Origin of the sequence: Methanothrix thermoacetophila PT (assembly GCF_000014945.1) — an archaeon.
Taxonomy (GTDB): Archaea; Halobacteriota; Methanosarcinia; order Methanotrichales; family Methanotrichaceae; genus Methanothrix_B; species Methanothrix_B thermoacetophila.
The window spans coordinates 534,157-559,348 of record NC_008553.1; the positions used below are offsets into that span (position 1 = coordinate 534,157).

Consider the following 25,192-nt stretch of genomic DNA (forward strand, 5'->3'; position numbering starts at 1 on the left):
CAGTACTCAAGGGGATGTATCGATGGCGGTAGATATTTTGGAGCAGCTCTATGAAAGCTTGCCCGAATAGGCACTGATTCTGCTATTCGTCTGTGGCGAATGGATGGGCTCTCACCAACCACATCATACCAGCCACATCATCTGCCCTTCCCCCCTGCGCATGTTTGTTTTAGTTATATATCCCTCTCACCAACCACATCATACCAGTCACATCATCTGCCCTATGAGCTGCTATGTGCATAAAGGCGCAGCATTTTTGCATTTTTGTGCTGTGTTGGATAACTATTTAAACTAGGAAAATATATAATATATTTCATGGCCTATGAGGATAACCGCAATTGGCGCGAATACAATGAGAAATTGGTTAGGCGAGGATGGTTTTACCTTAGCACTGACTTTGTGAATAATTGGGATGAAGAGCTACTGAAGATGAATAAGAACAAGAATGGCAGACCCTATCGCTATCCTGAGACATTTATTCAATTTTGTGGTTTAGCATACGCCTTTCTTCATTTACCATACAGGCAGCTCGAAGGATTTATTCAGGCGCTAAGCGGATTTGTTCCTGGGCTGTTGGCTGCCGATTATTCGACATTATGGCAGAGGATTACGAATTTGGAGTTGAATATTCCAATACCTGATAACGATTTAGTGGTCGCAGTTGACTCAACAGGAATGAAGGTTACGAATAGAGGCGACTGGATGAGAGAAAGTCATGGTGTTGAACGCAGAGGCTGGATAAAAGTGCATATCGCCGTAGATGTTGAAACAAGGAAGCCCGTAACCTTCGAGATAACCGATGAGACCGTCACTGATCATGAGATGGTAAAACCGCTGCTGGAAGATGTTAAGCTTGAAGATTCACTGATGGATGGAGCTTATGATAAGGAGGGGGTATTCGATTTCATGAAAGAGAAGGGCGTAGATATGCCTGGAATCAAGATCAGGAAGAATGCTATCGTCAAAGCAGGCTCGTCCAGAGCCGAACCAGTTCTTGAGTTTATGAAGTATGGATACCACAGTTGGAAAATTGTGCATGGATATGGAAGAAGGTGGGCGGCTGAAAGTGTATTCTCAGCAATTAAGAGGATATTTGGCGAGACTGTGAGGGCCACTTCGAAGGAAGGCATGATTCGCGAAGTACGCAGGATGTTCACATTTTATACTATAATTTTAAGCGTATAACATTATGACGAAGATTCTTGAAAGAATAAGAGAGAATATATGAATATAAAGCTACTTATCCAACACAGCACATTTTTGTAATAAATAAACTGATAGTTTATCCATTTAGGGAAATGCTTCTCCCAATTTATGGAAAACACTTTATAGCGAGCGATCCCCTGAAAAAGCGGTGAGGATATTGAGGTACATGCCTGTCTTCCTGATCGTCGGAATGGTGGTGGTTGCCTCGCTGGGCTGCATAACAAAAACACCATCCGAGAATATAACACTCAGAATCGGCTACCAGCCGAGCACCCATCAGATAGCGGAGATGGTCGCGATGGAGAAGGGTTGGTGGCTCGAGGATCTGAAGCCGTTTGGCGTTACGGCAGTCGAGGAGTACGAGTTCCCCTCCGGCCCACCTGAGATGCAGGCGATGCTTGCCGGCAGCCTGGATGTCGCTTACGTTGGAACAGCGCCGCCAATATCAGCGATATCAGGCGGTCTCGATGCAAAGATAGTTGCAGGCGTCAACACCAACGGCTCTGCTCTTGTACTCGCACCTGATAAGGAATACAGTGGCCCCGAGTCGCTGAAGGGCATGAGCATAGCTACGTTCCCGCCAGGCTCGATACAGGATACGGTGCTCAAAAAATGGCTGAGGGAGAACGGCGTCGATACATCCGAGGTGAAAGTGCTTCCTATGGGGCCGGGTGATGCTGTGACAGCGATGTTCGCCGGCCAGGTAGACGGCACGTTCCTGCCTGAGCCATCGCCATCGGTAATTGAGATGTCCAATAAAGGAAAGGTCGTCGTATACTCTGGAGAGATGTGGCCGAACCATGCCTGCTGCAGCCTGGTCGTCAGCGGCAAGCTCATCAGGGAGCATCCGGAGCTTGTCGAGCAGATCGTAAAGACGCATATCAAGGCAACAGAGTATGTGTATGCTCATCCTGATGAGGCAGCGAGGATCTATGCCAACCGGACGAAGCAGGATCTGAGCGTTGTGGAGTACTCGATGAAGAACTGGGATGGGAGGTGGATAAGCGATCCTCATGTGCAGATCCCATCCACAATGGAGTACGCCAGGGTCAACTACGAGCTGAATTACATAAGCAGAATGCCATCTGAAGAGGAGCTCTTTGATGTGAGCTTCTACGATAAGGCGAGGGGTGAGTGAGATAAGCAGAGAAGCCGGTAAACCCGGAAAGGGGTGGGCACAGCCCCTCCCCCTCATCGGAATGCTGGCCGTATGGCAGATCTCTGCCATGCTCGTGAACGATTCTCTTGTGCTTCCAAGCTTTCTTGATGTGGTGAACGCCTTCGGATCCAGCTGGAGGGACATATTCTTTCAGGACCTGCCTGTGAGCCTGCTGCACTTTTTCCTGGGGATATTCGCAGGCATGATCATAGCAATGCCTCTTGGCATGGGGATGGGCTGGTCGAGGTCTCTGGATAAGATCATCGATCCCATAGTGGAGGTGGTCAGGCCGATACCACCCCTGGCCTGGATACCATTCGCCATCGTCTGGTTCGGGCTCACACATGAGTCAGCAGGATTCATAGTCTTCATCGGCGCCGTATTCCCGATACTGATAAACACATATGTCGGGTTCAGGAACCTGCCCCGGGTATATGTGGAATCGGCAATGGTCCTGGGCGCAACAAGGGACAGGGATCTGATAAGGTATGTGGCGCTTCCATATGCGCTCCCATCAATAGCTGCGGGGATAAGGATCGCGATGGGCATAGCCTGGATGTGTCTTGTTGCGGCTGAGATGTTCGGAGTGAGCACGAGCGGTCTCGGATACAGGATATGGTCTTACTACTATCTCCACAAAATGGAGCACGTCCTGCTGTACATGATCGTTCTGGGCATGCTCGGACTATTCATCGACAAGGCGTTCAGGAGTATAATCGAGGACAGGCTTCTCAAATGGCGGGTCGGGCTCACACAGTGAGCACGCTCCGGAAATTTTTGAGATCGTCTCCGCAGGTTTCAAGAGCGGACGTTTTGCGGGCTGCATGAACCTTCCTCAGGTTATTACCGGCTCAGGTGGCGCACCATATTTGCCGTAAATCCAAAACTGATCGGCATGCGTCGCACCAGCATAAGGTCAATTTATAAATTTCGGCAGACCACCCTGGATTCCCGCCAGATAACCTGGCCGCACCTTCGTAACAGTTTTTAGCATTTTAAGGCAACTCCACAGGCTCTCAGAGCAGAGCTATATCCCATGCTGCAGTATGTTCAGAAGGTGATTCTGTGAGAATCGAGGATCTGATTGCTGCAGCGAGGGGCGAGCTTGAGGCGGATCTCCTCCTGGAAGGCGGGAAGCTGGTCAATGTCTTCTCAGGGGAGATACACAGGGCTGATATTTCGATTTACGGCGGATTTGTGGCGGGTTTCGACTGCCCGAGCGCCAGGAGGGTCATCTCGGTTGAGGACCACCTTATAGCTCCTGGCTCCATAGATGCTCATGTTCACATCGAGAGCTCCATGCTGATGCCCTCAGAGTATGCGAGGGCTGTTGTCCCGCGCGGGACGCTCACTGTGATAGCGGATCCGCATGAGATCGCGAACGTACTGGGCGTTGATGGAATATCGTATCTGCTCAGATGCGCTGAGGGCATCCCGATGAGATTTCTCGTGACTGCGCCATCCTGCGTGCCTGCAACTCACCTTGAGACATCAGGCGCTGCACTGGGTGTGAGCGAGATCGCCAGTCTCCTCGATGATCACAGAGTCGTGGGCCTGGGGGAGATGATGAACTATCCAGGAGTGATTCACAGGGACAAGCCTGTGCTCGCGAAGCTGAAGGTTGCGGCCTCCAAGAACAAGACGATCTGCGGCCATGCTCCAGGGCTCGGAGGCAGGGATCTTCATGCATATGCTGCTGCGCTGATAGAGGATGACCACGAGTGCACCAGAGCAGAGGAGGCGATGGAGCAGCTCCGCGCAGGCATATGCATAATGATCAGGGAGGGCAGCGCGGCGAGGAATCTCGATGAGCTCGTGAAGATCATAAGAGAATACAACACGCCAAACATCATGCTCTGCACGGACGATCTGGATCCGAGAGATATCGTGCATAGGCATATCGATCACATGATAAGAAGAATCATAGAAGCAGGAACAGATCCGGTCGCTGCGATACAGATGGCCACCATAAATCCAGCGCGCCACTTCGGGCTCCGCAGGACAGGTGCTGTCGCCCCGGGATACAGGGCTGACATCATTGTTATGGATCATGATTTCAATGTGAGGCGCGTGATCTTCGAGGGCGAAGAGGTGGCGAGGGACGGAAGGCTCACGGCAAGTTTCGAGTCGAAGCGGCTGCCGGTGCAGACCAGCATGAATGTGAGGCTGCCCATCACGCGAGAGTCTTTCAGAATCCCCGCAACAGGCAGAATCGTCAGGGTCATCGGCGTTGCGCCGAACCAGATTCTCACGGAGACAATTGCGGCGCGCCCTGAGGTCAGGAACGGAGAGGTTATTTCAGACACGAGAAACGACATTCTGAAGGTCGCGGTGGTGGAGAGGCACAGGGCAACGGGCAACGTGGGACTCGGTCTTGTGAGCGGGTTTGGACTGAAGAGAGGCGCGATTGCGAGCTCTGTCTCACACGACTCCCACAATATAATAGTTGTTGGAGAGGACGAGGAGAGCATGGTGAGGGCTGTGGAATCACTGATATCCATGGGCGGTGGATGGGTTTCTGTGGACGGGACTACGATCGCCTCTTTGCCACTCCCAATCGCGGGTCTGTTATCTGAAAGGCGAGTGGAGGATGTTGTCGAGGAGGCGGAGAATGTCATCGCAGCATCTCACTCCCTAGGATCAGAGCTCGAGGATTCATTCATGACGCTCTCATTCCTCGCCCTGCCGGTTATACCAGAGCTTAGGATCACAGACAGAGGGCTTGTGGATGTGAGGGAGTTCGGGCACGTCCCCCTGTTTATGGAGTAACCGACTGCTATGTCCGGGCCGGATATCTGGTTCAGGTGGAACAGAAAGAACAGGTACACTATAGCAGCGCTGCTCCCGCTCGTGAGCGGCGCCAGGCTTGTGGATAGGCCAAGGCCGGGAATAATGCTCTACAGCATCGCGACACCTCAGGCTGAGGAGGTTTACAGAGAGGTCGATGCAGCGCGCAATTCTGGTATGAAATCTGTGTTCATCGCCGGAGGGCCGCATCCATCTGCAAGGCCTGAAGAGGTCCTCAGGCACTTCGATTATGTCGTCATTGGCGAGGGGGAGGAGACGCTCCCAGAGCTCATCGATGCACTCCGCACAGGCCGCGATCCGGGATCTGTGAAGGGGATAGCGTATATGAAAGAAGGAGAGCTCATAATCACAGAGCGCAGGGGTTTCGTGGATCTCGATCGATTCCCCTCATTCTCGCGCCCTCTTCTCGCGCCAATAGAGATAACCAGGGGCTGTCCGTGGGGATGCGCGTACTGCCAGACCCCCAGGCTCTGCGGAAGCGTGATGCGCCACCGCTCCATCCCGTCGATTCTCAGCCATGCGAGGATGCACATGGATCTCAGGTTCACGTCTCCAAATGCGTTCGCATACGGCTCAGACGGTCTCAAACCCAGACTGGAGAGGGTCGAGCTGCTTCTCAGAACGCTATCAGAGCTCGGGAGGCCGATATACTTCGGCACGTTCCCATCAGAGGTGCGGCCGGATTTCATCTCAGGGAAAGCGCTCGAGCTCATAACAACGTACTGCACGAACCGAACGCTCAGCATAGGAGGACAGTCGGGAAGCGACAGGATTCTGAGAGATATCAATAGAGGCCATTGCGTGCATGATATCGAGATGGCCTGTGAGATCTGTCTCGATCATGAGATCGTGCCGAATGTTGACCTTATTCTCTGCCTTCCCGGTGAGACAGAGGAGGACCAGATGCTAACGGTCGAGCTCGCAGAGCAGATAGTGAGAATGGGTGGCAGGGTCAGAGTTCACAGGTTCATGCCCCTGCCAGGAACTCCACTCGAATCTCAGGAGCCATCGCCACTCATGAGGGAGGCGGAGCTCAGGCTGGGCCGGCTGGCACTGGCCGGAAAGCTGAAGGGAAGGCTGCACTAGAGGTAGAACTGCCTAAACGGGAGCATATAGCTGTCCTGGAGCTCGTATCTGATCAGTATCTCCTTCGGGCGCACCTCTATCTCCCTGACAGCCTGAGAGAACAGGTACCAGATGTATCCCCTCTGAGGTATCTTGTACTTGTCGGGAAGCGTTGACGCAAAACCCGATGCGTTCAAGATGTATGTGCGCAGGAGCTCACTGCCCGACGCGAACAGGAATGGCAGGCTCAGCTTATCAAGCGCCTCTCCGCACTTTCCCTCAAGCCTGAGCCGCTCCAGAAGAAAGTCACGGATCTCCTCCTCGTTTATGACAAGCTCTCGCATCTCGCTCATCGGATCACCCTAAGAGAGTGATACGTGGATTATAAAATTAGCTGCTTCGCAGCTCCTCGGAAACCCCTGTGAGCAGACATGACGTTAGGTGCTCAAGAGATAGACACGGATAGAACTCCTGAGGCATCGTGCCGGTTGAAAAATCCTCAGAAGACTGTCCGGCGATTTGGTCCCGCGACCAAAACAAGGACTTCGAACTCCTATTTCGGTTGGGAAGCGCATGCTATACGGTGAGGATCTTCCGGTACATCATCGCATGGATGCTGCTGATGCCGAAGATCTTTGATATCCGCCGGAGATCCTCTGAAGTGGGTGAGGAGAGCCTGGCTGGAGGCACAGGCCTGCACTCCCTCGCAAACACGCACCCTCCGCGCATCCTGGAGCATGCAAAACCTCCTGCGCTTCCTTTCACGAAGATCTCCCCAGATCTCATCTCGGTTGCTGTGAAATCCTCCGTATCGCCATGCACAATCACAGTTCCGCCAGACAGGAGAACCCCTGTGTTTCTTCCTGAGCAGCCATGGATCTCGAGATCCCCAGAACGCATGAGAATTCCGGCACTCATTCCCGCATTCCCGAAGACCTCGATCCTCCCGGGAGATTCGTTCCTCGCCCCTATCGTCTCTCTGGATACACCATCGCATATCCTGAGAACGCCATCAGAGAGCTCGTTCGGATGGAGTGGAGAATACCCCTTCTCCAGAAGCTCTGTTATGGATACAAACTTTCTGTATCCGGAGAGATCGCTCTCCACCTCTATGACATTGCCCAGCGGCTCCTCGACCCTGCCGCTGACGTAGATCGCACCTCTGATCATTGAGATGCCCATCCTCGGGCCCACATCTCCATCCACTATTACCTTTCCTCCATCCACAGCGCCCCCGCTCCCGCCCAGCCTCATCAGATCCACGCCCATGCTGGAACAGAGCCTGCTCCCCACGTCCCCCAAGATCCTCACAGTCTCCCCGCGCCTGAGCGCGTCCACCAGTGCCCTGTAGCTCCATCCATCGATCTCAGCATCCGGATCGAAACGCGAGCCCCTGTGCTGCCAGTAGAAATCGAAGGTGAAATCGCAGAGGCACTTCTCGCCTGATGTTCTGATGGTTATCATCGAATCGATCCAGTAACGAACTCAATGATATGATTGCCGATGGCATCTTGAGGTGGAGCTACCCGAATAAGAATAGAGCGCTATGACAAACAAGAGCAGTGAGGCACAGTTTCTAACTCCAAACCGTATCTCCAGAAACCATGCCATGTGTCGCTCAGACGCGCTCGGCATACACTCTCTCGATCTCCCCACATATCACATCCCAGTCGTATCGGCTGGCGATCTCCCTGCATTTTTGGCCGGCTTTTCTTGAGAGATCGAGCGCGGCCTGGATCGCATCCGCCATCGAGGCAGGAGATAGCTCTGAGATCACTCCTGTCTCAGGGGTGAGAAGGTCACAGGCAGCGTTCATCCTGTGGCGCACAGCGACCACAGGAACCCCGCATGCCATCGCCTCCAGCGCGGCCATCCCGAACCCCTCTCTTGTTGAGGGAAGGACAAAAGCCCTGGATGACTTGATCAGAGCGATCGTATCCTCGTATTTGAGAAAGCCGCTGAACCTCACCCTGTTATCCACACCAAGCGATCTGGCGAGGGAATGAAGCCGCGACGCCTCCGGCCCCTCACCGATTATCAGGAGGCTCACATCCGAAAGCAGAGCGATCGCCTCCAGAAGCATGTGCAGGTTCTTGTGAGAGATCAGCCTCCCTGCGAATACAAGATCGTGCTCCGAATCCGCAGGCCGGATCGATTGTATGTGGCTGTAATCTATCCCGTTAGGAACCACGATGCTTCCCGCTCCCAACTTCAGCAGCTCCCTCCTTGTCATCTCAGACACCGCTATGTTGTTTCCGGTCAGCGTCGCAGTAGCTTTCTCGACGGCCATTCCAAGATAGCCCGAGACGCCCAGATACTCTATCCAGTAATCCCCCCAGATCTCATGCCATGTTATGAAGAAAGATGCGCCTCCGGAGCGGAGCCTCGTGGAGAAGCATGAAAGATAGGGGAACTCCTGGCAGTCAATGACATCAAACCCGCCCTCGAGGTTTCTCAGAACACCAAGTGCGAAGAGCAGGGCCTGCTTCACCGACCTTTTATTTTTGTTGTATAAAGGATGCGGCGGGCAGACACCGTGATGCCACACATCGCCCAGTTTGATCTCTCTCTCTCCATCCCACCATCTGGCGCCGTAGCAGTGGACATCGTGCCCCCTCCGGGCGAGCCTCTGCGAGAGCTCGTAAACCCTCCGCTCAGCCCCTCCCTTGATCCAGGGGTACACTGCGTCATAAACATACGCTATTCTCATGGTGATCAGCCCTGCTCTCCAAACGCATGCTCTGATCAGTCCCTGCCGTCTGTGAGCAGGAAGAGGCTTATGAGCATGCCCGAGAATATCGTCTGGATCCCGATCATGGATAGGACCATTGCGATCATCGCGCTCTGAACCTCCGCAAGCGATCCGAAGCCGGCGCTGATCCAGCTCATCAGCACCTTACCACCGATCGCGATGCCCGCGATTATGAAAGCCATCCCCAGAAGAATCTCCTTCTCCAGGGAATGATAGCTCAGCAGCCTCTCCGCCAGCCAGCTGCTCGCGATTCCGTGCGTTGCGCCGAATATGCTGAAGTGAACACCGGCGAGAAACGTCTGGTAGCCGATGAAGAGCATCATGATTCCGAGGATGAGAGAGTGCATCCGGAGCTCAGAGGAGCGTGATACAAGAAGAACCCCTACAGTTAGCATCATGCCCAGAGACATTACAAGAGCGCCGGGCGCTACGAGAAAGGGGATCGGCTGGTAGAGCATCATGAACCTCAGATGGCGCCAGCCATCGGAGAACGAGCGGAGCTTTGATCCACCCCTCCGCCTCGGATAGTAATCGATCGGAGACTCTGCAATCCTGAGACCCCTCCGGGATGCCTCGACCAGCATCTCCGAGGCGAACTCCATCCCCGCAGTTCTCAGCCGCATCTTCTTCAGGGCATCTCTCCTTATCGCTCTGAGACCGCAGTGCGCATCTGAGACTCTGATGGAGTAGAGATGGTTGAGGATCCATGTGAGTGCTGGATTCCCGATGTATCTGTGAAGCGCTGGCATCGCCCCAGGATGTATCCTGCCGCGAAGCCTGCTGCCCATCGCCAGGTCCGCGCCGTCGTCGAGCAGCTTCAAAAGCTTCGGGATGTCCTCAGGGGCGTATGTCAGATCTCCGTCCATGAGCACGATGTAATCCCCCGATGCCACCTCGAAGCCCTTGAGGTACGCCCTTCCGTATCCGAGCGCTTCAGATCTCACCACCCTGGCGCCGTGGCTTTCCGCTATCCTGGGGGTTTCATCATCAGAGCTGTCGATAACGATTATCTCCCACACAGAGGCAACGCTCTGAAGAACAGCGCGCGATCTTCTTATGCATTCGCCGATCGTATCTGCCTCGTTCAGGGTGGGTATGATGAGACTGACAGAGCGCACATACGGCCAATGACATGCGGTACTTATAAGGGTTTGTGAGGCGCGGGGACCTGTTTGAATAAGAGCTGAATTCAGAAATCTTGGCTTGCTGTTTTTGGATGACGGGGATACTTAATTCTTATCCGGAGAGGTTCGGCGCGGCCACAATAATATCTATTGGATAGAGTACTTGTCCGGATAGGATCTAAGGCCAGAAATCCGGACCCTACCGCCTTCTGCAGGTCGAAAACACATGATCATTATTCGGACAGGTCTGAATAGAGTGTATGTGATTGTAAGCCCGCATGCAATAAAAGGCATGTTAAATGGTGTAGGCATTTGAGATGCTGGTTGGTCTTCCCAAAATGTCTAGGCATAGCAGGCTATACCCTCCGTATTGTGCTTTCATGCTAATCTCCCGCTCTGTTGATGCTACTTACACCAAAATATTTATTAATATGGGTTATAAAGATTTAAAAACAACGACCTTAAATAATACGGAGGCAACATAATGAGAAACTTAATCATAATCTTAACCTTAATATTGTCCATCGTCCTGTGTGCTGCAGAGAACTCCTCAGAGTATCCGATAACGATCACAGATTCGATGGGTAGAAATGTAACCATAGATGTCCCTATTGAGAGGATTGTTGTTCTGAACTCAGATGCAGCCGAGGCTGTGGCGATACTCGGGTGTGCAGATGAGATCGTCGGAGTCTCTGACACAGTCAAGAACAAGGAATACTATTTCCCACAGCTAAAGGGAGCGCAGCTTGTGGGAACGTGGAAGGAGCCGGACTACGAAATGATAGCGGAGATCGCAAAGGTGGGTGATGAAGTTGTCCCCAATATCCTTGTAATAACATATACATCCCCCGGGAAGTTATATGGGGTGGAAGAAGCTGCTGCAAAGCTCGAGCCCTTTGGCATCAAAGTCGTTGGTCTCGACCTGAACAAGCCTGAAACAATGATATCAGAGATTCTAACGCTTGGCAAGATCCTGGACAGAGAAGAGGAGGCCAGCAGGTACGTGGAGTGGTACAAGAGCGTACAGGAAGAGGTGGAGGATGCTGTAAAGGATGAGAGCGTTCCGAAAGTGTACGTCGAATCCACATCAAAAGGTGGGTCTTACACCACACACGGTCCCGGCTCTGGCGTTGACCAGCTCGTATCAATTGCGCGCGGGCATAACATCGCAGCCGATCTCAGAGAAGCTTATCCGGTCGTCGACTGGGAATGGGTTATCTCCAAGAATCCGGATATCATAATAAAAAAGGTCTCGTACACCGATAGAACACCATATCCATTCGGATGGGAGATACCACCATCACAAGACAGCGTGAAACTTGAGAATATATTAAATGAGATCATCAGCAGACCCGGGTCAGAGAGCATCAGCGCCATCAAAAACAGCAGGGTTTATCTGATGAACTGGGAGATAACTGCAGGCCTTGATGATGTGGTGGGTCTTGCATACATGGCAAAGATCCTCCATCCTGAGATCGATCTGGATCCTGAGAATGTTTACAGAGAGTATCTCCAGATGCTCGGAGTCGATTACCCCAAGAACCGGACATTTGTTTATCCGGAGATATGATCAACGCGCGTGGCCATACAAGAGCTCAGAAGATGACTGGCGCCTGCTGAGGGCATTCAGCCTGAGAGAGATAACATGTGGCATGTAATTAATAAAAATGAAGTTGTCTCAAAATTCCCAGGCGTATTGATTTATGTGTATTATATTTCCGCGCAAGATCGATGGAGATCAGCATTGTTGCTTAAATAGTTTCGAGACGAATTCGATGATATCAATTACTGCGCTGACAAAAGAGTATTCAGGGCGGTGTGTGGTCGACGATCTGAACCTCCATGTTGCCCGGGGGGAGCTGTTCGGCTTTCTGGGGCCGAACGGTGCTGGAAAGACCACAACCATTCGGATAATCACGACGCTGACCAAGCCGAGCTCCGGGAGGGTTCTCATCAATGGCATAGATGTTGTGAGGCATCCCTCGCGAGTCAAGGCCGAGTTCGGTGTTGTGCAGCAGCACATGAGCCTGAACAGGGATCTGACGATAGAGGAGAACCTCGAGCTGCATGCGAGACTCCATCACATTCCGCGATCCGAAAGGCGTGAACGGATATCCGAGCTTCTGGAGTACGTTGGCCTGGAGGAGCATGCGGATTACCTGATAGATGATGTCTCAGGTGGGATGAAGCGGCGTGCGATGATCGCGAGAGCACTCCTGCACAGACCGCGGCTGCTTATACTCGACGAGCCCACAGTCGGCCTGGATGTGCAGACACGCCGGCGCGTCTGGGATCTGATCCGCAGGGTCAACTCAGATGGAGCCACGGTATTTCTGACGACCCACTACATCGAGGAGGCGGAAGCGCTCTGCAACAGGGTCGGAATAATGCATCATGGTAGGCTCATAGCCCTGGGGACTCCACTGGAGCTGCGCCGGATGACGGGAATGGTGACGGTTGAGGTCCAGAACAACTCGAACGGTACAAGATATAGATACTTCCCTGACAGAGATGCAGCCGCTGAGTATGTGAAAGCACTTCCTGACAGCACCAAAGTTGTCATGAGGGAATCGAATCTGGAGGATGTCTTCGTGGAGCTGACTGGCGAGAAGGTGCGTGAGACTTGAATCCAGTCATGGTGATCACAGATATATGCAGCATACTTTGGTCCGATCTCGTGACGCTGAAACGGAGATGGGCGAGGTATCTCATCACAACACTGATGAGCCCTCTGCTGTATCTGATGGCGTTCGGCTGGGGATTGGGCAGGGGCATAAACATGAACGGTATGAGCTACCTGGAATTCGTCATCCCGGGAATAATCGCTCTCACCGCCATGAACGCAAGCTTCAATGGAGCCGGCATAAGGCTCAACGTCGATAGACTCTATTTCAGAAGCTTCGACGAATCTCTGATGGCACCTGTGTCAGACGTATCGCTGCTCATCGGGAGGTCCATGATAGGGATGGTTCGTGGGCTGATAAGCTCCTCTGTATTCGTCATGCTCGCGCTGGCAATAGCACCATCGATGCATATCGAGCCTGTATTCCTCCTCATTCTCCTGATCACATGCATGACATTCGCCTCCATGGGAGTGCTCGCGGCCCTGCTCGCGCGATCCCACGAGGACATGGCCACGTTCAGCAGCCTGATACTGATGCCCATGACCTTCCTCGGCGGCACGTTCTTCTCGCTCTCACAGGTGCCGGAATGGCTCAGACTCGTCCTGTACATCCTGCCGTTGACGCATTCGAGCGCATGTCTGAGAGCTGCTGCACTTGGCCAGCCGGTGCCCTGGAGCTCGTTCATCGCTATCATCATGTTCATGTCTGTATTTCTTGTTACGGGCAGAATGGCGCTGAGGAGGATTAGCGAGTAGTTCTCAGAGCTGTCTCTATCTTATTTGATGACACGCATTTGTATTGGTTCTTTTAGTATGAACAACTGCTTCTGCAGCTTATGTACGCTGACCGAATGAGTATTTGCTCAATATCATGAGCGTACTTGAGTACTGATCAAGTGAGGTCGCTATTATTGGGTATAGTCGTTCATCCAGAAATCTGTCAAGAGGGCAATTTACATCAGCGTATCGAGCATGTTCCGAATGATCCAAAGTTGCGGGTCGTGGACCCGTATCACTGAATAAGTAGCTAATAAGTAGCTATGATCGAGAGCTATGGGCGGGAGATCCCCTGAATCTGGATGGATCGAGCGCTCCAGATTTCAATGAATCAAGTACACGACCAAGTTGCACAAGAGCGACCTGTTTTAGGATTTCGGCGCACGGACGATCCAAACCTGTCCGAATAAGAGCTGAATTCAGAAATCTTGGCTTGCTGCTTTTGGATAGCGGAGACGCTTAATCCTTATTCGGACTGGGGCCACGACCACATAGAAAAGTTTATATATCAGTTTCATTCTCATACTAACAAAAAGTTAGTAAATCGAGGTTAACAAAAGCTGTGCAGGGTGCTGACAGAGATAAAAAATTTGTACCCTGCTGTGATAGTGTATATGGAGGTTTCAATATGACAGAGGAGGTAATTCTGAAGGTCGGAGAGGCAAGAGCCTCCGATGTTGGAAGAGGGATAGCACGAGTTGACCCCGCAGTTATAAAGGAGAGGGGCTGGCAGGCCGGGGACGTCATTAGCATCAGGGGAAAGAAGCAGACTGCTGCGCTTCTCTGGCCGGGCTATCCGGAAGATACAGGAACAGGCATAATCAGAATGGACGGCACGCTCAGGAGAAATGCTGGGGTCACCATAGATGAGCGGGTCCCTGTGAGGATCGTACAGGCTGCTCAGGCCGAGACTGTGGTCTTCGCTCCCACCGTTCCGCTCCGCATAACAGGCGGAGAGGAGTACCTGAAGAGGTACATGGAGGGCAGGGTGATCTCAAGAGGAGATGTTATAGAGCTCAACGTCATGGGGCGCAAGATCGATCTCGTCGCTGTGAGGATCACTCCTCCAAGAGATGCGCTTGTGATAGGGGACCGCACCAAGATAGAGATCAGCGAGAAGCCGGCGAAGGAGGAGAAGATGATACAGCGCGTGACCTACGAGGACATCGGCGGTCTGAGCGCTGAGATCAAGAAGGTCAGGGAGATGATAGAGCTCCCGATGAAGCATCCCGAGCTCTTCGAGCGGCTTGGCGTTGAGGCTCCGAAGGGCGTGCTCCTCCACGGTCCGCCTGGCACCGGCAAGACCCTGCTGGCAAGGGCTCTCGCATCCGAGACCAACGCTCACTTCGAGACCCTGAGCGGCCCTGAGATTATGTCCAAGTACTATGGCGAATCCGAGGAACGCCTCAGGCAGCTCTTCAAGACCGCAGAGGAGAACGCGCCCAGCATAATACTCATAGATGAGATCGACTCGATCGCCCCCAAGAGGGAGGAGGTCACAGGCGAGGTTGAGAGGAGAGTCGTGGCACAGCTCCTCGCGCTCATGGATGGCCTCGAGTCGCGCGGCAAGGTCGTGATAATCGGAGCCACAAACAGGCCGGATGCCCTCGATCCCGCGCTCCGCAGGCCGGGCAGGTTCGACCGGGAGATCGAGATCGGGGTGCCGAACAGAGATGCCAGGCTGGAGATCCTCCAGATACACACGAGAGGCATGCCTCTGAGCTCTGATGTGGATCTCGGAAAGCTTGCTGACATAACCCACGGTTTCGTCGGAGCGGATCTTGCTGCACTCGCAAGAGAGGCCGGCATGCGTGCTCTGAGGCGTGTGCTGCCGGAGCTGGATCTCGAGGTCGAATCCATACCTGCTGAGATCCTGAACAAGATCGAGGTGACAATGGCGGACTTCATGGACGCGCTGAGGGATCTCGAGCCATCCGCGATGCGTGAGGTGCTTGTGGAGTCGCCAAACGTCCACTGGAGCGATATTGGTGGCCTTGCACAGGCGAAGCAGGAGCTGATGGAGGCTGTGGAATGGCCCCTCACCTACCCGAAGCTCTTCGAGCATATGAAGGCCAGTCCGCCAAAGGGGATCCTCCTCTACGGACCGCCGGGCACGGGCAAGACGCTGCTCGCAAAGGCCGTGGCGACTGAGAGCCAGGCGAACTTCATAAGCGTCAAGGGCCCAGAGTTTCTGAGCAAGTGGGTTGGAGAGTCAGAGCGCGCCGTCAGGGAGACGTTCAGGAAGGCCAAGCAGGCTGCGCCCGCGGTGGTATTCTTTGATGAGATAGACGCCATCGCTCCCATGAGGAGCTCCGGAGCAGCAGACTCACATGTGACTGAGAGGGTGATAAGCCAGATACTCTCTGAGATGGACGGGCTTGAGCCGCTGCACAATGTGATAGTGATAGCGGCGACAAACAGGCCTGACATAATCGATCCAGCGCTCCTCAGGCCTGGCAGGTTCGACAGAATGATAGAGATCGGACCGCCTGACGAGGAGTCGAGGCTGGAGATACTGAAGATACACACCGCGAACAGGCCTCTCGCTGAGGATGTTGATCTCGCCGAGATCGCAAAGCGCACCGAGAACTACAGCGGCGCGGATCTTGCAGCAGTATGCAGCGAGGCCGTGATGCTCGCGATCAGGGAGTACGTCCTCGCCGGCAAGCCACAGGATGAGGAGGCGATAAAGAACCTCAGAGTGGAGCGCAGGCACTTCGAGGAGGCGCTGAAGAAGGTCAGGCCGAGCCTGAAGGATGTGCGAATGCAATACACTCTCCCGAGATGAGCGCTCTCGATCATGATGCTGCTCGTCCCGTCGCCCGTCCGCTGTGAGGACGGGCTTCTGTTTTCATTGCGCATTCCGGCATGCTGCAGCTCATATGCAAGTGAGACTCAGAGTCTCCACTTGAAACTGAACCGCTGCATTTAATTTCTGGGCAGCATCCTATGGGCGATCATGAGCAAGATTGGCAAATCGATAAGGCTTGAGCGCATAATAGACAGAAAGACGAGGAAGACCGTCATAGTCCCAATGGATCATGGACTCACGGTCGGCCCCATACCTGGTCTCATAGATCTGGCAGCAGCTGTGGATAAGGTCGCGGAGGGTGGCGCAAATGCTGTCCTCGGGCACATGGGCTTGCCGCTGTACGGCCACAGAGGCTACGGGAAGGATGTCGGGCTCATAATCCACCTATCAGCGTCGACATCCCTGGGCCCGGATGCGAACCACAAGGTGCTCGTGACCAGGGTCGAGGATGCAATAAGGGTTGGCGCAGACGGAGTCAGCATTCATGTGAATGTGGGCGCTGAGGACGAGGCGGAGATGCTGCGAGATCTGGGCATGGTCGCGAGGAGGTGCGATCTGTGGGGCATGCCGCTTCTCGCCATGATGTATCCGCGTGGCGCGAAGGTAAGGTCAGAGCACAGCGTCGAGTACGTGAAGCATGCGGCCAGGGTTGGAGCTGAGCTGGGCGTGGATATAGTCAAGACAAACTACACAGGCTCTCCGGAGACGTTCAGAGAGGTCGTCAGAGGGTGCCCTGCGCCGGTGGTCATAGCAGGCGGCCCAAAGATGGATACTGAAGCGGATCTCCTCCAGATGGTGTACGATGCGATGCAGGCTGGCGCTGCCGGCATCTCCATAGGGAGAAACATCTTCCAGGCAGAGAATCCTACCCTGCTCACCAGAAAGCTCTCAAAGATCGTGCATGAGGGCTACACACCAGAGGAAGCTGCAAGGCTGAAGCTCTGAGATCCACACGACCTGGTTAAAGGCTCGAACAGCTGAAGGAGAAGCGATAGCCTCTGACGGATTCGGTAAGTCAATGGGCTGTAAACGCCTGCGGATATTACACGACTTTTTGCCTGATCCGCGCAGGGGAAAGCGGCTTTCTCTGTTTGTGGGCGAGCCTGAGCTCATCCGTACGTAACATGTGACGGATGTCAGATGTCAAGAGTGAGAACCCGGGCGTTCCACGCCCAGGAAAAATAAGCGCCCGGACCGGGATTCGAACCCGGGTCGAAGCCTCGACAGGGCTTCATGATAGGCCTCTACACCATCCGGACAATTCTCAAGTCCCGCCTCCCAGATTCGAACCGGGGACATCGCGGTGACTGCGCGTAGCACCATAAAGGTGCGATACATACTACAGCCGCGCACTCTACCAGGCTGAGTTAAGGCGGGCCTCGCTATTGGTTGACGTGCTTATACTTAAGCTCTTCGATGGGCCAGAAGGACCTGTCCGAATAAGAGCTGAGGCCTGAAATCTGGACCTTACCCCTTCCGCAGGTCGGAAACACCTAACCCTTATTCGGACACGTCCGGCCAAGGTAGCTATCCGGATAAGATTGAGACTCATTCATGTATGTCCAGCTTGCTGACCATAAGATCTAAGTCGATGCGCAAGAGAACTCATGTAGATGGATCATTCCGATTATGACATACTATCACTCTTCGATGATACGGTTCGGGAATGGTGGATAAGAAGCTTCGGCGGCAGAGAGAAGCTGTTCACGCCTCCCCAGCGACTGGCGGTACCTCTTATCCACGCCGGAAGGAGCGTGCTCATAAGCTCGCCAACTGGATCCGGAAAGACGCTGTCTGCCTTCATCTCCATTATAAACAGCCTCTTCATACTCTCCAGAACAGACGGACTCGAGAACAGTGTTTACTGTCTCTATGTATCACCGCTGAGATCGCTGGCCAACGACATACACAGAAACCTGGAGCGACCCCTAACGGAGATACAGGAGATCGCAGCAGAGCGGAGAATCGAGTCGGTGGAGATCAGGCACGCCATACGACATGGGGACGTATCATCCTCAGAGAGAGCGAAGATGCTCAGAAAGACACCTCACATACTGAACACGACGCCTGAGAGCCTGGCGCTGCTGCTGAACTCCCCTCGCTTCAGGGAGAAGCTCAGGACCATCAGATGGGTCGTTGTCGATGAGATACATTCACTTGCGGGCTCCAAGAGAGGCGTTCACCTCTCGCTCAGCCTGGAGCGTCTTGAAGAGCTTAAAAGAGAGACAGGTGGGGAGAGCTTCGTGAGGATCGGCTGCTCAGCGACCATCGAGCCGCTAAGGGAGGTCGCTGCGTTTCTCGGCGGCGCGGGCAGGGATGTGGAGATCATCGACACAAGGTTTTCGAGAAAGTTCGACCTCAGGCTGATCTGCCCCGTGCCAGATCTCATCTCCACGACTCCCGGAGAGCTCAGCCGGGCGCTCTACGAGACCCTGGATGAGCTGATACAGGAGCACAGAAACACGCTCGTATTCACAAACACCAGGAACGGGGCTGAGAGGATCCTCTACAACCTCAGGGCGAGGTATCCGGATCGTTACAACGAGAGCAACTCCGGCTGCCATCACGGCTCGATGGGGAAGACTAGCAGGCTGGATGTGGAGGAGAGGCTGAAATCAGGGGATCTTAAGGTCGTGACCTCTTCCACATCACTGGAGCTCGGGATAGACATGCCGCATCTCGATCTCGTCCTCCAGATAGGCTCTCCAAAGTCGGTGGCAGCCCTGCTCCAGAGAATAGGAAGGGCGGGCCACAGCCTGGATCAGATTGTCAAGGGCAGGGTCGTTGTTCTCGACAGGGACGAGCTCATAGAGTGCGCGGTGATGCTCGGATGCGCGAGAGAGGGTTTCGTCGACAGGATCCACATACCAAGAAACTGTCTGGATGTTCTATGCCAGCACATCATGGGCATGGCCCTGGAGCGGCGGTGGCGCATAGATGATGCGCTGAGGATCATAAGAAGATCATACTGTTACAAAGACCTCAGTGAGGACGATCTGAGGTCTGTAATGACATACCTCTCCGGTGCGTATGCCGATCTGGAGGAGAGGAACATCTATGCGAAGATCTGGTACGACCCTGAGACCGGAGAGTTCGGCAAACGCGGAAGGAACTCCAGGATGATATACATGCTCAACCTGGGGACGATACCCGATGAATTCTCCTGCGATGTCGTCACAAGGGACGGGAGATGGGTGGGGAATCTCGATGAGAAGTACCTGGAGCGGCTGTCGAAGGGCGATGTCTTCGTCCTCGGCGGCAGATCGTATGCATTCAGGTACAGGCGCGGCGGAAAGATTTACGTCGATCCCACCGGAGAGCGCCCGACGATACCGAGCTGGTTCTCTGAGAAGCTCCCCCTCTCATTCGATCTCGGCCTGCGTGTGCTGCAGTTCAGGGCGCACATGCTCGACATCATGAGGAGAGCTGGTGAGGATGAGGTCGTTCATCATCTCCTCGAGATGCTACCGATAGATGAGAACAGCGCCAGAAGCATCTACCAGATATTCAAGCAGCAGATCAGGTACCTCGGAGAGGACTCGATCTCAACAGACAGGCGCATTGTTGTGGAGGAGACAAGGGACACCAAAGGGAAAATGGTATACTATTTCCTGACCAACTACGGGCTGAGGTTCAATGATGGATTCAGTAGGATGGTCGCTTATCTCCTCTCAAGGGAGGGCAGGAGCAATGTTCTGGTCTCGATAGCGGACACTGGCTTCATGCTATCCATCCCTGAGAAATCGAAAGCTGACCCCATTGCAGCTCTCAAATCCATCAGGCCAGAGATGTGTGAGGATCTGCTCAGGAGAGCGGTCGAGAACACGAATCTGCTGAAGAGGGTCTTCAGGATAAACGCCACCAGGTTCTTCATGATCCTGAGGAACTACATGGGGCACAGAAAGAGCGCGAGGAGGCAGCAGGTATCCGCAGACATGCTCATAGGTCTCGCAAAGCGGCTCGAGGACTTCGCGGTCCTCAAGGAGAGCTACCGTGAGATCATCGAGGACAAGTTCGAGCTCGATAACATAAAGAGCGTTGTTGAAGCGATAAGCACCGGGGATATAGAGATCGTGAAAAAGAGAAGCCCGTCGCCAGGTCCGATGGCGTTCGGAATAGCATCCATCGGAACTCCCGATGTCGTGCTGGCGCAGGACAGGCTTGCGCTGCTGAAGGAGTTCCAGAGAAGGGTCATGGAGAGGATCGCCGGAGAGAGTGCAGCGTGATCATCGAGGATCTTCGAGATCATCTAATGAAGAGGTTCGATTTCCTTCTGGGATCTCTCTATATTAAGGAGACGGAAACATGTGTGCTCTCCGATATCCACATTGGCCTCGAGGAGGAGCTCCTCGCCCAGGGGCTCGTCTTCCCTCTCAGGGAAAAAGAGGAGCTGCTGCGGAGAATCGAGATCATCCTTGCGAAGCTTAATCCGAAAAGGTTCGTTCTTGCAGGAGATGTGGTCCATTCATTCGGACGGGCGGATCAGAGGATTCGGAGGAAGCTTGATGCCATCTTAAACACAATCCGCTCGCGATGCGATCTGGTTCTCATTTCAGGCACACACGATGGGATGCTGCCCTACATGGGATTCACAGCTCAGAGCAGATATGATGAGGGTGGGTACACAGTATCTCACGGGGACGAGGACCTTAGGGACCACGGCCATCTGATAATGGGACACGAGCATCCGGTGCTGGATGTCGAGATGATGCGCATACCATGCTACCTCTTTGGCAGGGGTCCCATGGACGGAATGGACATCATGGTCCTGCCTGCCTTCAATCCGCTCTGCCAGGGCGTGGCTGTGAACCATCTCGAAGCTCCTGATCTTTTGTCGCCTCTGCTGAGAAGACTGGACATAGGCAAGCTTCATCCTGTTGTCGAGATGGAGGGGGAGGTGATGGTCTTCCCGGAGATCAGGCATCTGTAAGATGCACCCGCCCTCGTTTTAGGCTCCTCCGTGCAGCTCCTGGAGCTGCATTATCCTCCTCAGCTCATCCCTGAGGGATTCCGGAAGGCCCTTTATCTCCACGTCCAGGAACCCTCTGACTATTACGCCGGTCGCCTGATCCTTTGTCAGGCCCCTTGCCATGAGGTACTCCAGCTCCTGCTCTGAGATCTTGCCGACTGCAGCCTCATGCGACATGTCGAGGCCGCCGCATCTTCCATCGAGCTCAGGTATGGAGTCTATTCTACCCTTCTCAGATAATATCAGCCCGACGCACTCGAGATGCGCCTTGACGTCAGGCACCTCGCCGACCATCTTTCCTCTGGTTATTATCTCCCCGCCGACCGAGACCGCTCTTGTTATGGAGTCCGCGCTGCATCCGGGCGCCCTAAGCACGACCTCGCTTCCGGTGTCAAGATGCCCCTCCTTCGCATAGAGAACGGTGTTGAAGCTCGCCACCGCCCCGGGCCCATCCAGTATCGCCTTCGGGTACGTCTGCAGGGTCTTCGCGGGCGTCAGGCAGATGTAATTGTTCGATAGAGTGGCCCCCCCCTCCATGTATATCGCTGTTCTGGGCCGGACCTCAACCTCGCGCCCCCAGTTGTGGATCATGGTGAAGCTCACATGCGCGCCCTTCTTTATGAAGAACTCAGACACGCCGAGATGCAGGCCTCTCTGCACATGGCTGGGCGTCGTGCATCCTGTGATGACGTGAAGCTCGCTGCCCTCCTCCGCTATTATTATGTTGTGCACTCTCTGGTTCAAATTCGTCTGCCCGAGGTATAGACAGCTCTTGAGCGGAAATATCGTCTTCGCGCCCCTCCTCGCCCTGAGGAAGTAGCCGGCTGGTGGATGGAGTGCAACATCTGCTGTGTACTTGTCCTGGTCCACAGGAACGAGCTTCCACCAGTAGTCCTTGAGACCATCATACTTCTTCAAAGCAGTGGCTATATCCAGCACCTCGATCCCCTCAGTGGAGGAGCTCGCGACGACAGGCGTCTGATCCATCTGGATGTATGCGCCACCGACCTCATCCTCCAAACTCACACCAACACCCAGAGCTGCCCTCCTGACCTCCTCAGGCACCTCCTCGATGCTCTGAACCTCATCGTGTGGCTTCGCCTCGACCTCATACTCCTCAAGATCCACATCCGGGCCATATGTCGCCTTCTTGCCCAGAGCTTTCCTCGCCCTCTCAGCTATGTCGGACATAGGCACCTGACACACCCCTCGTATCCTCTTGTCTTGATCTGCTCCAGTATCTCCCTCGGACTGCCCGTGCAGACTATCGTGCCCTCCATCATAACATGAGCTTTGTCCACAGAGATGTAGTCGAGTATGTGACCGAAGTGTGTTATTACGATGCCAGAGCGGATCCTCTTGCTGGGCTTCGTGTCCTTCTCTGTGAGCTTGTTTATCGCTCTGCCGATGAGCTTTATGTTCTCCAGATCAACTCCTGAATCAGGCTCATCCAGCATCACAAGCTCCGGTCTCTGCGCAAGCAGCTGAGCCAACTCGGATCTCTTGATCTCCCCTCCCGAGAATCCGCGGTTGACCTCACGATCTGCAAACTCCAGGAAGTTCACCTCCTTCAGCACCTTCTCCGGGTTCACCTCAGGGTTGCACAGCTTTATGAGATCCTTCAGCTTCAGTCCCCTTATCGCAGGCGGGCTCTGAAACGCGATCCCTATCCCCATCCTCGCCCGTTCATCCATCGATAAATGGGTAATATCATTTCCTTTGAACAGTATCCTTCCTCTTTCAACGATATATCTGGGCACGCCTGCTATCGTATTCAGCAGCGTGGTCTTGCCGCATCCGTTCGGCCCGAAGAGGGCATGGTTCTCTCCCCGGTTGATCTTGAGGTTTATGCCCTTCAGAACCATCCGGCCGCCGATGCTTACATGCAGATCCTCGATCTCGAGCAGCCCGAACACCTCCCAGGGTTGATAAAGCTCTGTTGAGCTCTCTGTTTATTTACGCTTTCCCGTCACCTCTGTGGACGCTGTGTCAGGAATCCTGTAAGGAGATCGTGTGAATGTGCAGGGCTCTCGAGGGCACAGAGCTTCAGACCACATCCACGATGACGCTCCCCTGAACCTCTTTCCCTGTGGAGTCGCGAACCTTGACGACTATGAGATGCTCGCCTTTCTTCAGACCGCTCGAGTCGACCTTTATCTTGCTCCCAGACCCAAGATATCTGTTCATGCTTGACCACCATTCATAGGTGTATGGCCCCCTCCCACCGCTCGCCGATGCCTCCATGACCACGGGGCCACCAGAAAGGACAGCCCCAGCCTTTGGGGATATGATCTTCGCAGCCAGCTCAGTGGAACCCGTGTTCGTCTGAGATTCCTCGCGCTCGAGACAGCCGGATGCGAGGACGATAATCAATACGACAACAACTGCCAGAATCCTCATGCTCAAACCACCATTAGCTTCTGGAACGAGACCCTCGAATGCTCAAAGCTGCCCGGGGATATAGCTGGTATTACAGTGAACTATCCTAAAGGGTAAAGCTTCCCACTTCATAGCCAACACTTGCATTACAGAAATATCTATCGTTTAGCATGCCAGAGCAAGGAGGGCTTCGTTTTCATCCCAACTGCGCCCTTCTCCACTCCCCAAGAGTTAAAGATCTCAGTAGCACTCCAGCTGCATGCATCTGCAGCTCCCATGTATCAGGCTCAAGCTCTCTGCTCAATCTGTGATGGGTGAGAACGTCCTGGGGTCGAGTGAGATCTCAGCCTCACAGAAAGAGCATGCTGTCTCAAGGTATCTGTTCTCCCTTATCGCGCGGTCCACATTCTCCTGAGGCGTGAGGTACTGTGTCATCTCCTCTCCACAGATCGGACACCTGACCCTGAGCCACTCAAGCCGTGTAAGGGATCTCACAATCCTTATCAGATCTGCCACTGCGTTCGCGAAACCACCTGATGAAAATGTGATGGGCACGACATCCTCTATGAAGAATGGCATCTCCACCCCATCCTCTGCGATCGGAATTATGAGATGGTCTATCGCTTTGGCGAATCCGATCTCCATGTTGACCGTCCGGGAGAATATCGAGTTCGATGTCACGATGGGCACAATGCATTCCGATGATCGTATCCCGAATGATGCCCAGGCGGTCCTGGAGATACCACAAGTGTATCTGAATTGCGATGTGAGAGACTCGATACATATGCGATATAGCGCAGTGCAGAGATCTCCTGCAAGATCTGCATCAGAGTGGCAATGAGAGACATATATTTTTGAGATCATGCTTTATCAAGCCTCGCTCATGAGGGCGTAAACCAGACGCGCTGTATCATCAAGAGCGACCCCCCGCGCCCCATATCCATGTCATTTGAAAGGCCTTCTGCATTCGCAGAGAGACCTGCACCCTCAAACCCCATGTAAGTTTGCTTCCTGCGACATTATATGGCTTATGAGATTTAAGAAGGTGTTTTGCGTTTCGCTCTTATCCATTTGATGACTTGCCAGAAGGATCAGTGGTCATGCTATGCGTTCGTGTCGAATGAATGTGGTCATCACCAACCACATCGCATGCCCTACGAGTTGTTACGCAGACATGAGCGTTGCATTTTAATATGCCTAGCTTTGTTGAACCCCATCGACATCGCAAGAAGCATGCGGATTCATTTGAAAGTGACGCCACCTCGAAAGCCGCCGGCCACTGGCAGTGACATGCTCTTCTGCCATGCATTTGGGTTCCAGTGCCTGATCATATCCCCCCATGGCAGATGGATGTTTTGAGACAAGTCCAGTGCAGCTTCCACTCTGCCCTGAGGGCAGGCTTCCTGCGATTCAACGTGCTTCAACATGGTCGAAGCCTCTCGATGCAGTCGAGAGCAGCCGAAAACATTCGAGAGATTCGAATGATTCATTGATCAGGTTCGTCTGGCATGCTTCTAC

Annotated in this window: 20 protein-coding genes and 2 tRNA genes; 12 read left to right on the top strand and 10 right to left on the bottom strand. The window is 53.7% G+C overall.

Annotation, left to right across the window (positions count from 1 at the left end):
- Positions 1-315: 315 nt before the first annotated feature.
- The 5 genes from MTHE_RS02650 to MTHE_RS02670 all read left to right on the top strand — a co-directional run bounded on the left by MTHE_RS02650 (position 316) and on the right by MTHE_RS02670 (position 6,259).
- Positions 316-1,185, top strand: coding sequence for an IS5-like element ISMth3 family transposase (locus tag MTHE_RS02650; RefSeq protein WP_011695394.1), 870 nt, complete (start codon positions 316-318; stop codon positions 1,183-1,185).
- Between the two features lie 187 nt (positions 1,186-1,372).
- Entirely contained in the window at positions 1,373-2,344 is a 972-nt protein-coding gene (locus tag MTHE_RS02655; RefSeq protein ID WP_011695708.1) for an ABC transporter substrate-binding protein, read from the top strand.
- Positions 2,345-2,405: 61 nt separating this feature from the next.
- A complete protein-coding gene (locus tag MTHE_RS02660) occupies positions 2,406-3,125 on the top strand; it encodes an ABC transporter permease (RefSeq protein WP_011695709.1) in 720 nt (239 codons plus the stop codon).
- 305 nt (positions 3,126-3,430) lie between these two features.
- Positions 3,431-5,134, top strand: coding sequence for an adenine deaminase (gene ade, locus MTHE_RS02665; protein ID WP_011695710.1), 1,704 nt, complete (start codon positions 3,431-3,433; stop codon positions 5,132-5,134).
- 9 nt (positions 5,135-5,143) lie between these two features.
- Positions 5,144-6,259 carry a TIGR04013 family B12-binding domain/radical SAM domain-containing protein gene (locus MTHE_RS02670; RefSeq protein ID WP_011695711.1) on the top strand — a complete coding sequence of 372 codons (1,116 nt, stop codon included), beginning with the start codon at positions 5,144-5,146 and terminating at the stop codon, positions 6,257-6,259.
- On the opposite strand, the gene MTHE_RS02675 is transcribed toward MTHE_RS02670, so the two are convergent.
- From MTHE_RS02675 to MTHE_RS02690, 4 genes are all read right to left on the bottom strand, one after another.
- On the bottom strand, positions 6,256-6,591 hold the full coding sequence (locus MTHE_RS02675) for a hypothetical protein (RefSeq protein WP_011695712.1): 336 nt from the start codon (positions 6,589-6,591) through the stop codon (positions 6,256-6,258). The two genes, MTHE_RS02670 and MTHE_RS02675, sit on opposite strands and share 4 nt — an antisense overlap.
- 223 nt (positions 6,592-6,814) lie before the next feature.
- Positions 6,815-7,702, bottom strand: a complete 888-nt coding sequence (locus tag MTHE_RS02680) for a tributyrin esterase (RefSeq protein WP_011695713.1) — start codon at positions 7,700-7,702, stop codon at positions 6,815-6,817.
- Between the two features lie 154 nt (positions 7,703-7,856).
- Positions 7,857-8,948: a glycosyltransferase family 4 protein gene (locus tag MTHE_RS02685; protein WP_011695714.1), complete on the bottom strand. Its 1,092-nt coding sequence runs from the start codon at positions 8,946-8,948 to the stop codon at positions 7,857-7,859.
- Between the two features lie 35 nt (positions 8,949-8,983).
- A complete protein-coding gene (locus MTHE_RS02690; RefSeq protein WP_011695715.1) occupies positions 8,984-10,108 on the bottom strand; it encodes a glycosyltransferase family 2 protein in 1,125 nt (374 codons plus the stop codon).
- A 586-nt stretch (positions 10,109-10,694) separates the two neighbouring features.
- Here MTHE_RS02690 and MTHE_RS02695 point away from each other — a divergent pair.
- The 5 genes from MTHE_RS02695 to MTHE_RS02715 all read left to right on the top strand — a co-directional run bounded on the left by MTHE_RS02695 (position 10,695) and on the right by MTHE_RS02715 (position 17,271).
- Positions 10,695-11,684 (top strand): ABC transporter substrate-binding protein, encoded by a 990-nt coding sequence (locus MTHE_RS02695; protein WP_232840887.1) that lies wholly within the window; start codon positions 10,695-10,697, stop codon positions 11,682-11,684.
- A gap of 205 nt (positions 11,685-11,889) precedes the next feature.
- The gene (locus MTHE_RS02700) at positions 11,890-12,741 is read left to right on the top strand and encodes an ABC transporter ATP-binding protein (RefSeq protein WP_175265714.1); all 852 of its coding nucleotides are present in this window, start codon (positions 11,890-11,892) and stop codon (positions 12,739-12,741) included.
- Positions 12,738-13,493 carry an ABC transporter permease gene (locus MTHE_RS02705; protein ID WP_011695718.1) on the top strand — a complete coding sequence of 252 codons (756 nt, stop codon included), beginning with the start codon at positions 12,738-12,740 and terminating at the stop codon, positions 13,491-13,493. Before MTHE_RS02700 ends, MTHE_RS02705 begins: the two co-directional genes overlap by 4 nt.
- A gap of 649 nt (positions 13,494-14,142) precedes the next feature.
- The gene (locus tag MTHE_RS02710; protein WP_011695719.1) at positions 14,143-16,302 is read left to right on the top strand and encodes a CDC48 family AAA ATPase; all 2,160 of its coding nucleotides are present in this window, start codon (positions 14,143-14,145) and stop codon (positions 16,300-16,302) included.
- 171 nt (positions 16,303-16,473) lie between these two features.
- Entirely contained in the window at positions 16,474-17,271 is a 798-nt protein-coding gene (locus MTHE_RS02715; RefSeq protein WP_011695720.1) for a 2-amino-3,7-dideoxy-D-threo-hept-6-ulosonate synthase, read from the top strand.
- 241 nt (positions 17,272-17,512) lie between these two features.
- Here MTHE_RS02715 and MTHE_RS02720 read toward each other — a convergent pair.
- Positions 17,513-17,585 (bottom strand) — tRNA-Asp (locus tag MTHE_RS02720).
- Between the two features lie 10 nt (positions 17,586-17,595).
- Positions 17,596-17,703: transfer RNA gene (locus MTHE_RS02725), tRNA-Tyr, on the bottom strand.
- A gap of 236 nt (positions 17,704-17,939) precedes the next feature.
- On the opposite strand from MTHE_RS02725, the gene MTHE_RS02730 reads away from it, so the two are divergent.
- Positions 17,940-20,552, top strand: coding sequence for an ATP-dependent helicase (locus MTHE_RS02730; RefSeq protein WP_011695721.1), 2,613 nt, complete (start codon positions 17,940-17,942; stop codon positions 20,550-20,552).
- Positions 20,553-20,578: 26 nt separating this feature from the next.
- A complete protein-coding gene (locus tag MTHE_RS02735; RefSeq protein WP_175265715.1) occupies positions 20,579-21,256 on the top strand; it encodes a metallophosphoesterase in 678 nt (225 codons plus the stop codon).
- A gap of 18 nt (positions 21,257-21,274) precedes the next feature.
- Here the strand turns inward: MTHE_RS02735 and MTHE_RS02740 are convergent, their stop codons facing one another.
- The 4 genes from MTHE_RS02740 to MTHE_RS02755 form a co-directional block, all read right to left on the bottom strand.
- A complete protein-coding gene (locus MTHE_RS02740; protein WP_011695723.1) occupies positions 21,275-22,486 on the bottom strand; it encodes a SufB/SufD family protein in 1,212 nt (403 codons plus the stop codon).
- Entirely contained in the window at positions 22,474-23,202 is a 729-nt protein-coding gene (locus MTHE_RS02745) for an ABC transporter ATP-binding protein (protein WP_175266006.1), read from the bottom strand. Before MTHE_RS02745 ends, MTHE_RS02740 begins: the two co-directional genes overlap by 13 nt.
- 139 nt (positions 23,203-23,341) lie before the next feature.
- Positions 23,342-23,695: a hypothetical protein gene (locus tag MTHE_RS02750; RefSeq protein ID WP_011695725.1), complete on the bottom strand. Its 354-nt coding sequence runs from the start codon at positions 23,693-23,695 to the stop codon at positions 23,342-23,344.
- 279 nt (positions 23,696-23,974) lie between these two features.
- The gene (locus MTHE_RS02755; RefSeq protein WP_011695726.1) at positions 23,975-24,538 is read right to left on the bottom strand and encodes a toll/interleukin-1 receptor domain-containing protein; all 564 of its coding nucleotides are present in this window, start codon (positions 24,536-24,538) and stop codon (positions 23,975-23,977) included.
- Positions 24,539-25,192 lie beyond the last annotated feature (654 nt).

What these genes read in the sequence shown, in the direction of transcription:
- MTHE_RS02735 (WP_175265715.1), top strand. Translation starts at nt 20,579, where the DNA reads ATGAAGAGGTTCGATTTCCTTCTGGGATCTCTCTATATTAAGGAGACG.
- MTHE_RS02675 (WP_011695712.1), bottom strand. Translation starts at nt 6,591, where the DNA reads ATGAGCGAGATGCGAGAGCTTGTCATAAACGAGGAGGAGATCCGTGAC.
- MTHE_RS02650 (WP_011695394.1), top strand. Translation starts at nt 316, where the DNA reads ATGGCCTATGAGGATAACCGCAATTGGCGCGAATACAATGAGAAATTG.
- MTHE_RS02685 (WP_011695714.1), bottom strand. Translation starts at nt 8,948, where the DNA reads ATGAGAATAGCGTATGTTTATGACGCAGTGTACCCCTGGATCAAGGGA.
- MTHE_RS02715 (WP_011695720.1), top strand. Translation starts at nt 16,474, where the DNA reads ATGAGCAAGATTGGCAAATCGATAAGGCTTGAGCGCATAATAGACAGA.
- MTHE_RS02710 (WP_011695719.1), top strand. Translation starts at nt 14,143, where the DNA reads ATGACAGAGGAGGTAATTCTGAAGGTCGGAGAGGCAAGAGCCTCCGAT.
- MTHE_RS02660 (WP_011695709.1), top strand. Translation starts at nt 2,406, where the DNA reads ATGCTGGCCGTATGGCAGATCTCTGCCATGCTCGTGAACGATTCTCTT.
- MTHE_RS02670 (WP_011695711.1), top strand. Translation starts at nt 5,144, where the DNA reads ATGTCCGGGCCGGATATCTGGTTCAGGTGGAACAGAAAGAACAGGTAC.
- MTHE_RS02730 (WP_011695721.1), top strand. Translation starts at nt 17,940, where the DNA reads ATGGATCATTCCGATTATGACATACTATCACTCTTCGATGATACGGTT.
- MTHE_RS02755 (WP_011695726.1), bottom strand. Translation starts at nt 24,538, where the DNA reads ATGATCTCAAAAATATATGTCTCTCATTGCCACTCTGATGCAGATCTT.
- MTHE_RS02750 (WP_011695725.1), bottom strand. Translation starts at nt 23,695, where the DNA reads ATGAGGATTCTGGCAGTTGTTGTCGTATTGATTATCGTCCTCGCATCC.
- MTHE_RS02700 (WP_175265714.1), top strand. Translation starts at nt 11,890, where the DNA reads ATGATATCAATTACTGCGCTGACAAAAGAGTATTCAGGGCGGTGTGTG.
- MTHE_RS02695 (WP_232840887.1), top strand. Translation starts at nt 10,695, where the DNA reads ATGGGTAGAAATGTAACCATAGATGTCCCTATTGAGAGGATTGTTGTT.
- MTHE_RS02655 (WP_011695708.1), top strand. Translation starts at nt 1,373, where the DNA reads ATGCCTGTCTTCCTGATCGTCGGAATGGTGGTGGTTGCCTCGCTGGGC.
- MTHE_RS02740 (WP_011695723.1), bottom strand. Translation starts at nt 22,486, where the DNA reads ATGTCCGACATAGCTGAGAGGGCGAGGAAAGCTCTGGGCAAGAAGGCG.
- MTHE_RS02680 (WP_011695713.1), bottom strand. Translation starts at nt 7,702, where the DNA reads ATGATAACCATCAGAACATCAGGCGAGAAGTGCCTCTGCGATTTCACC.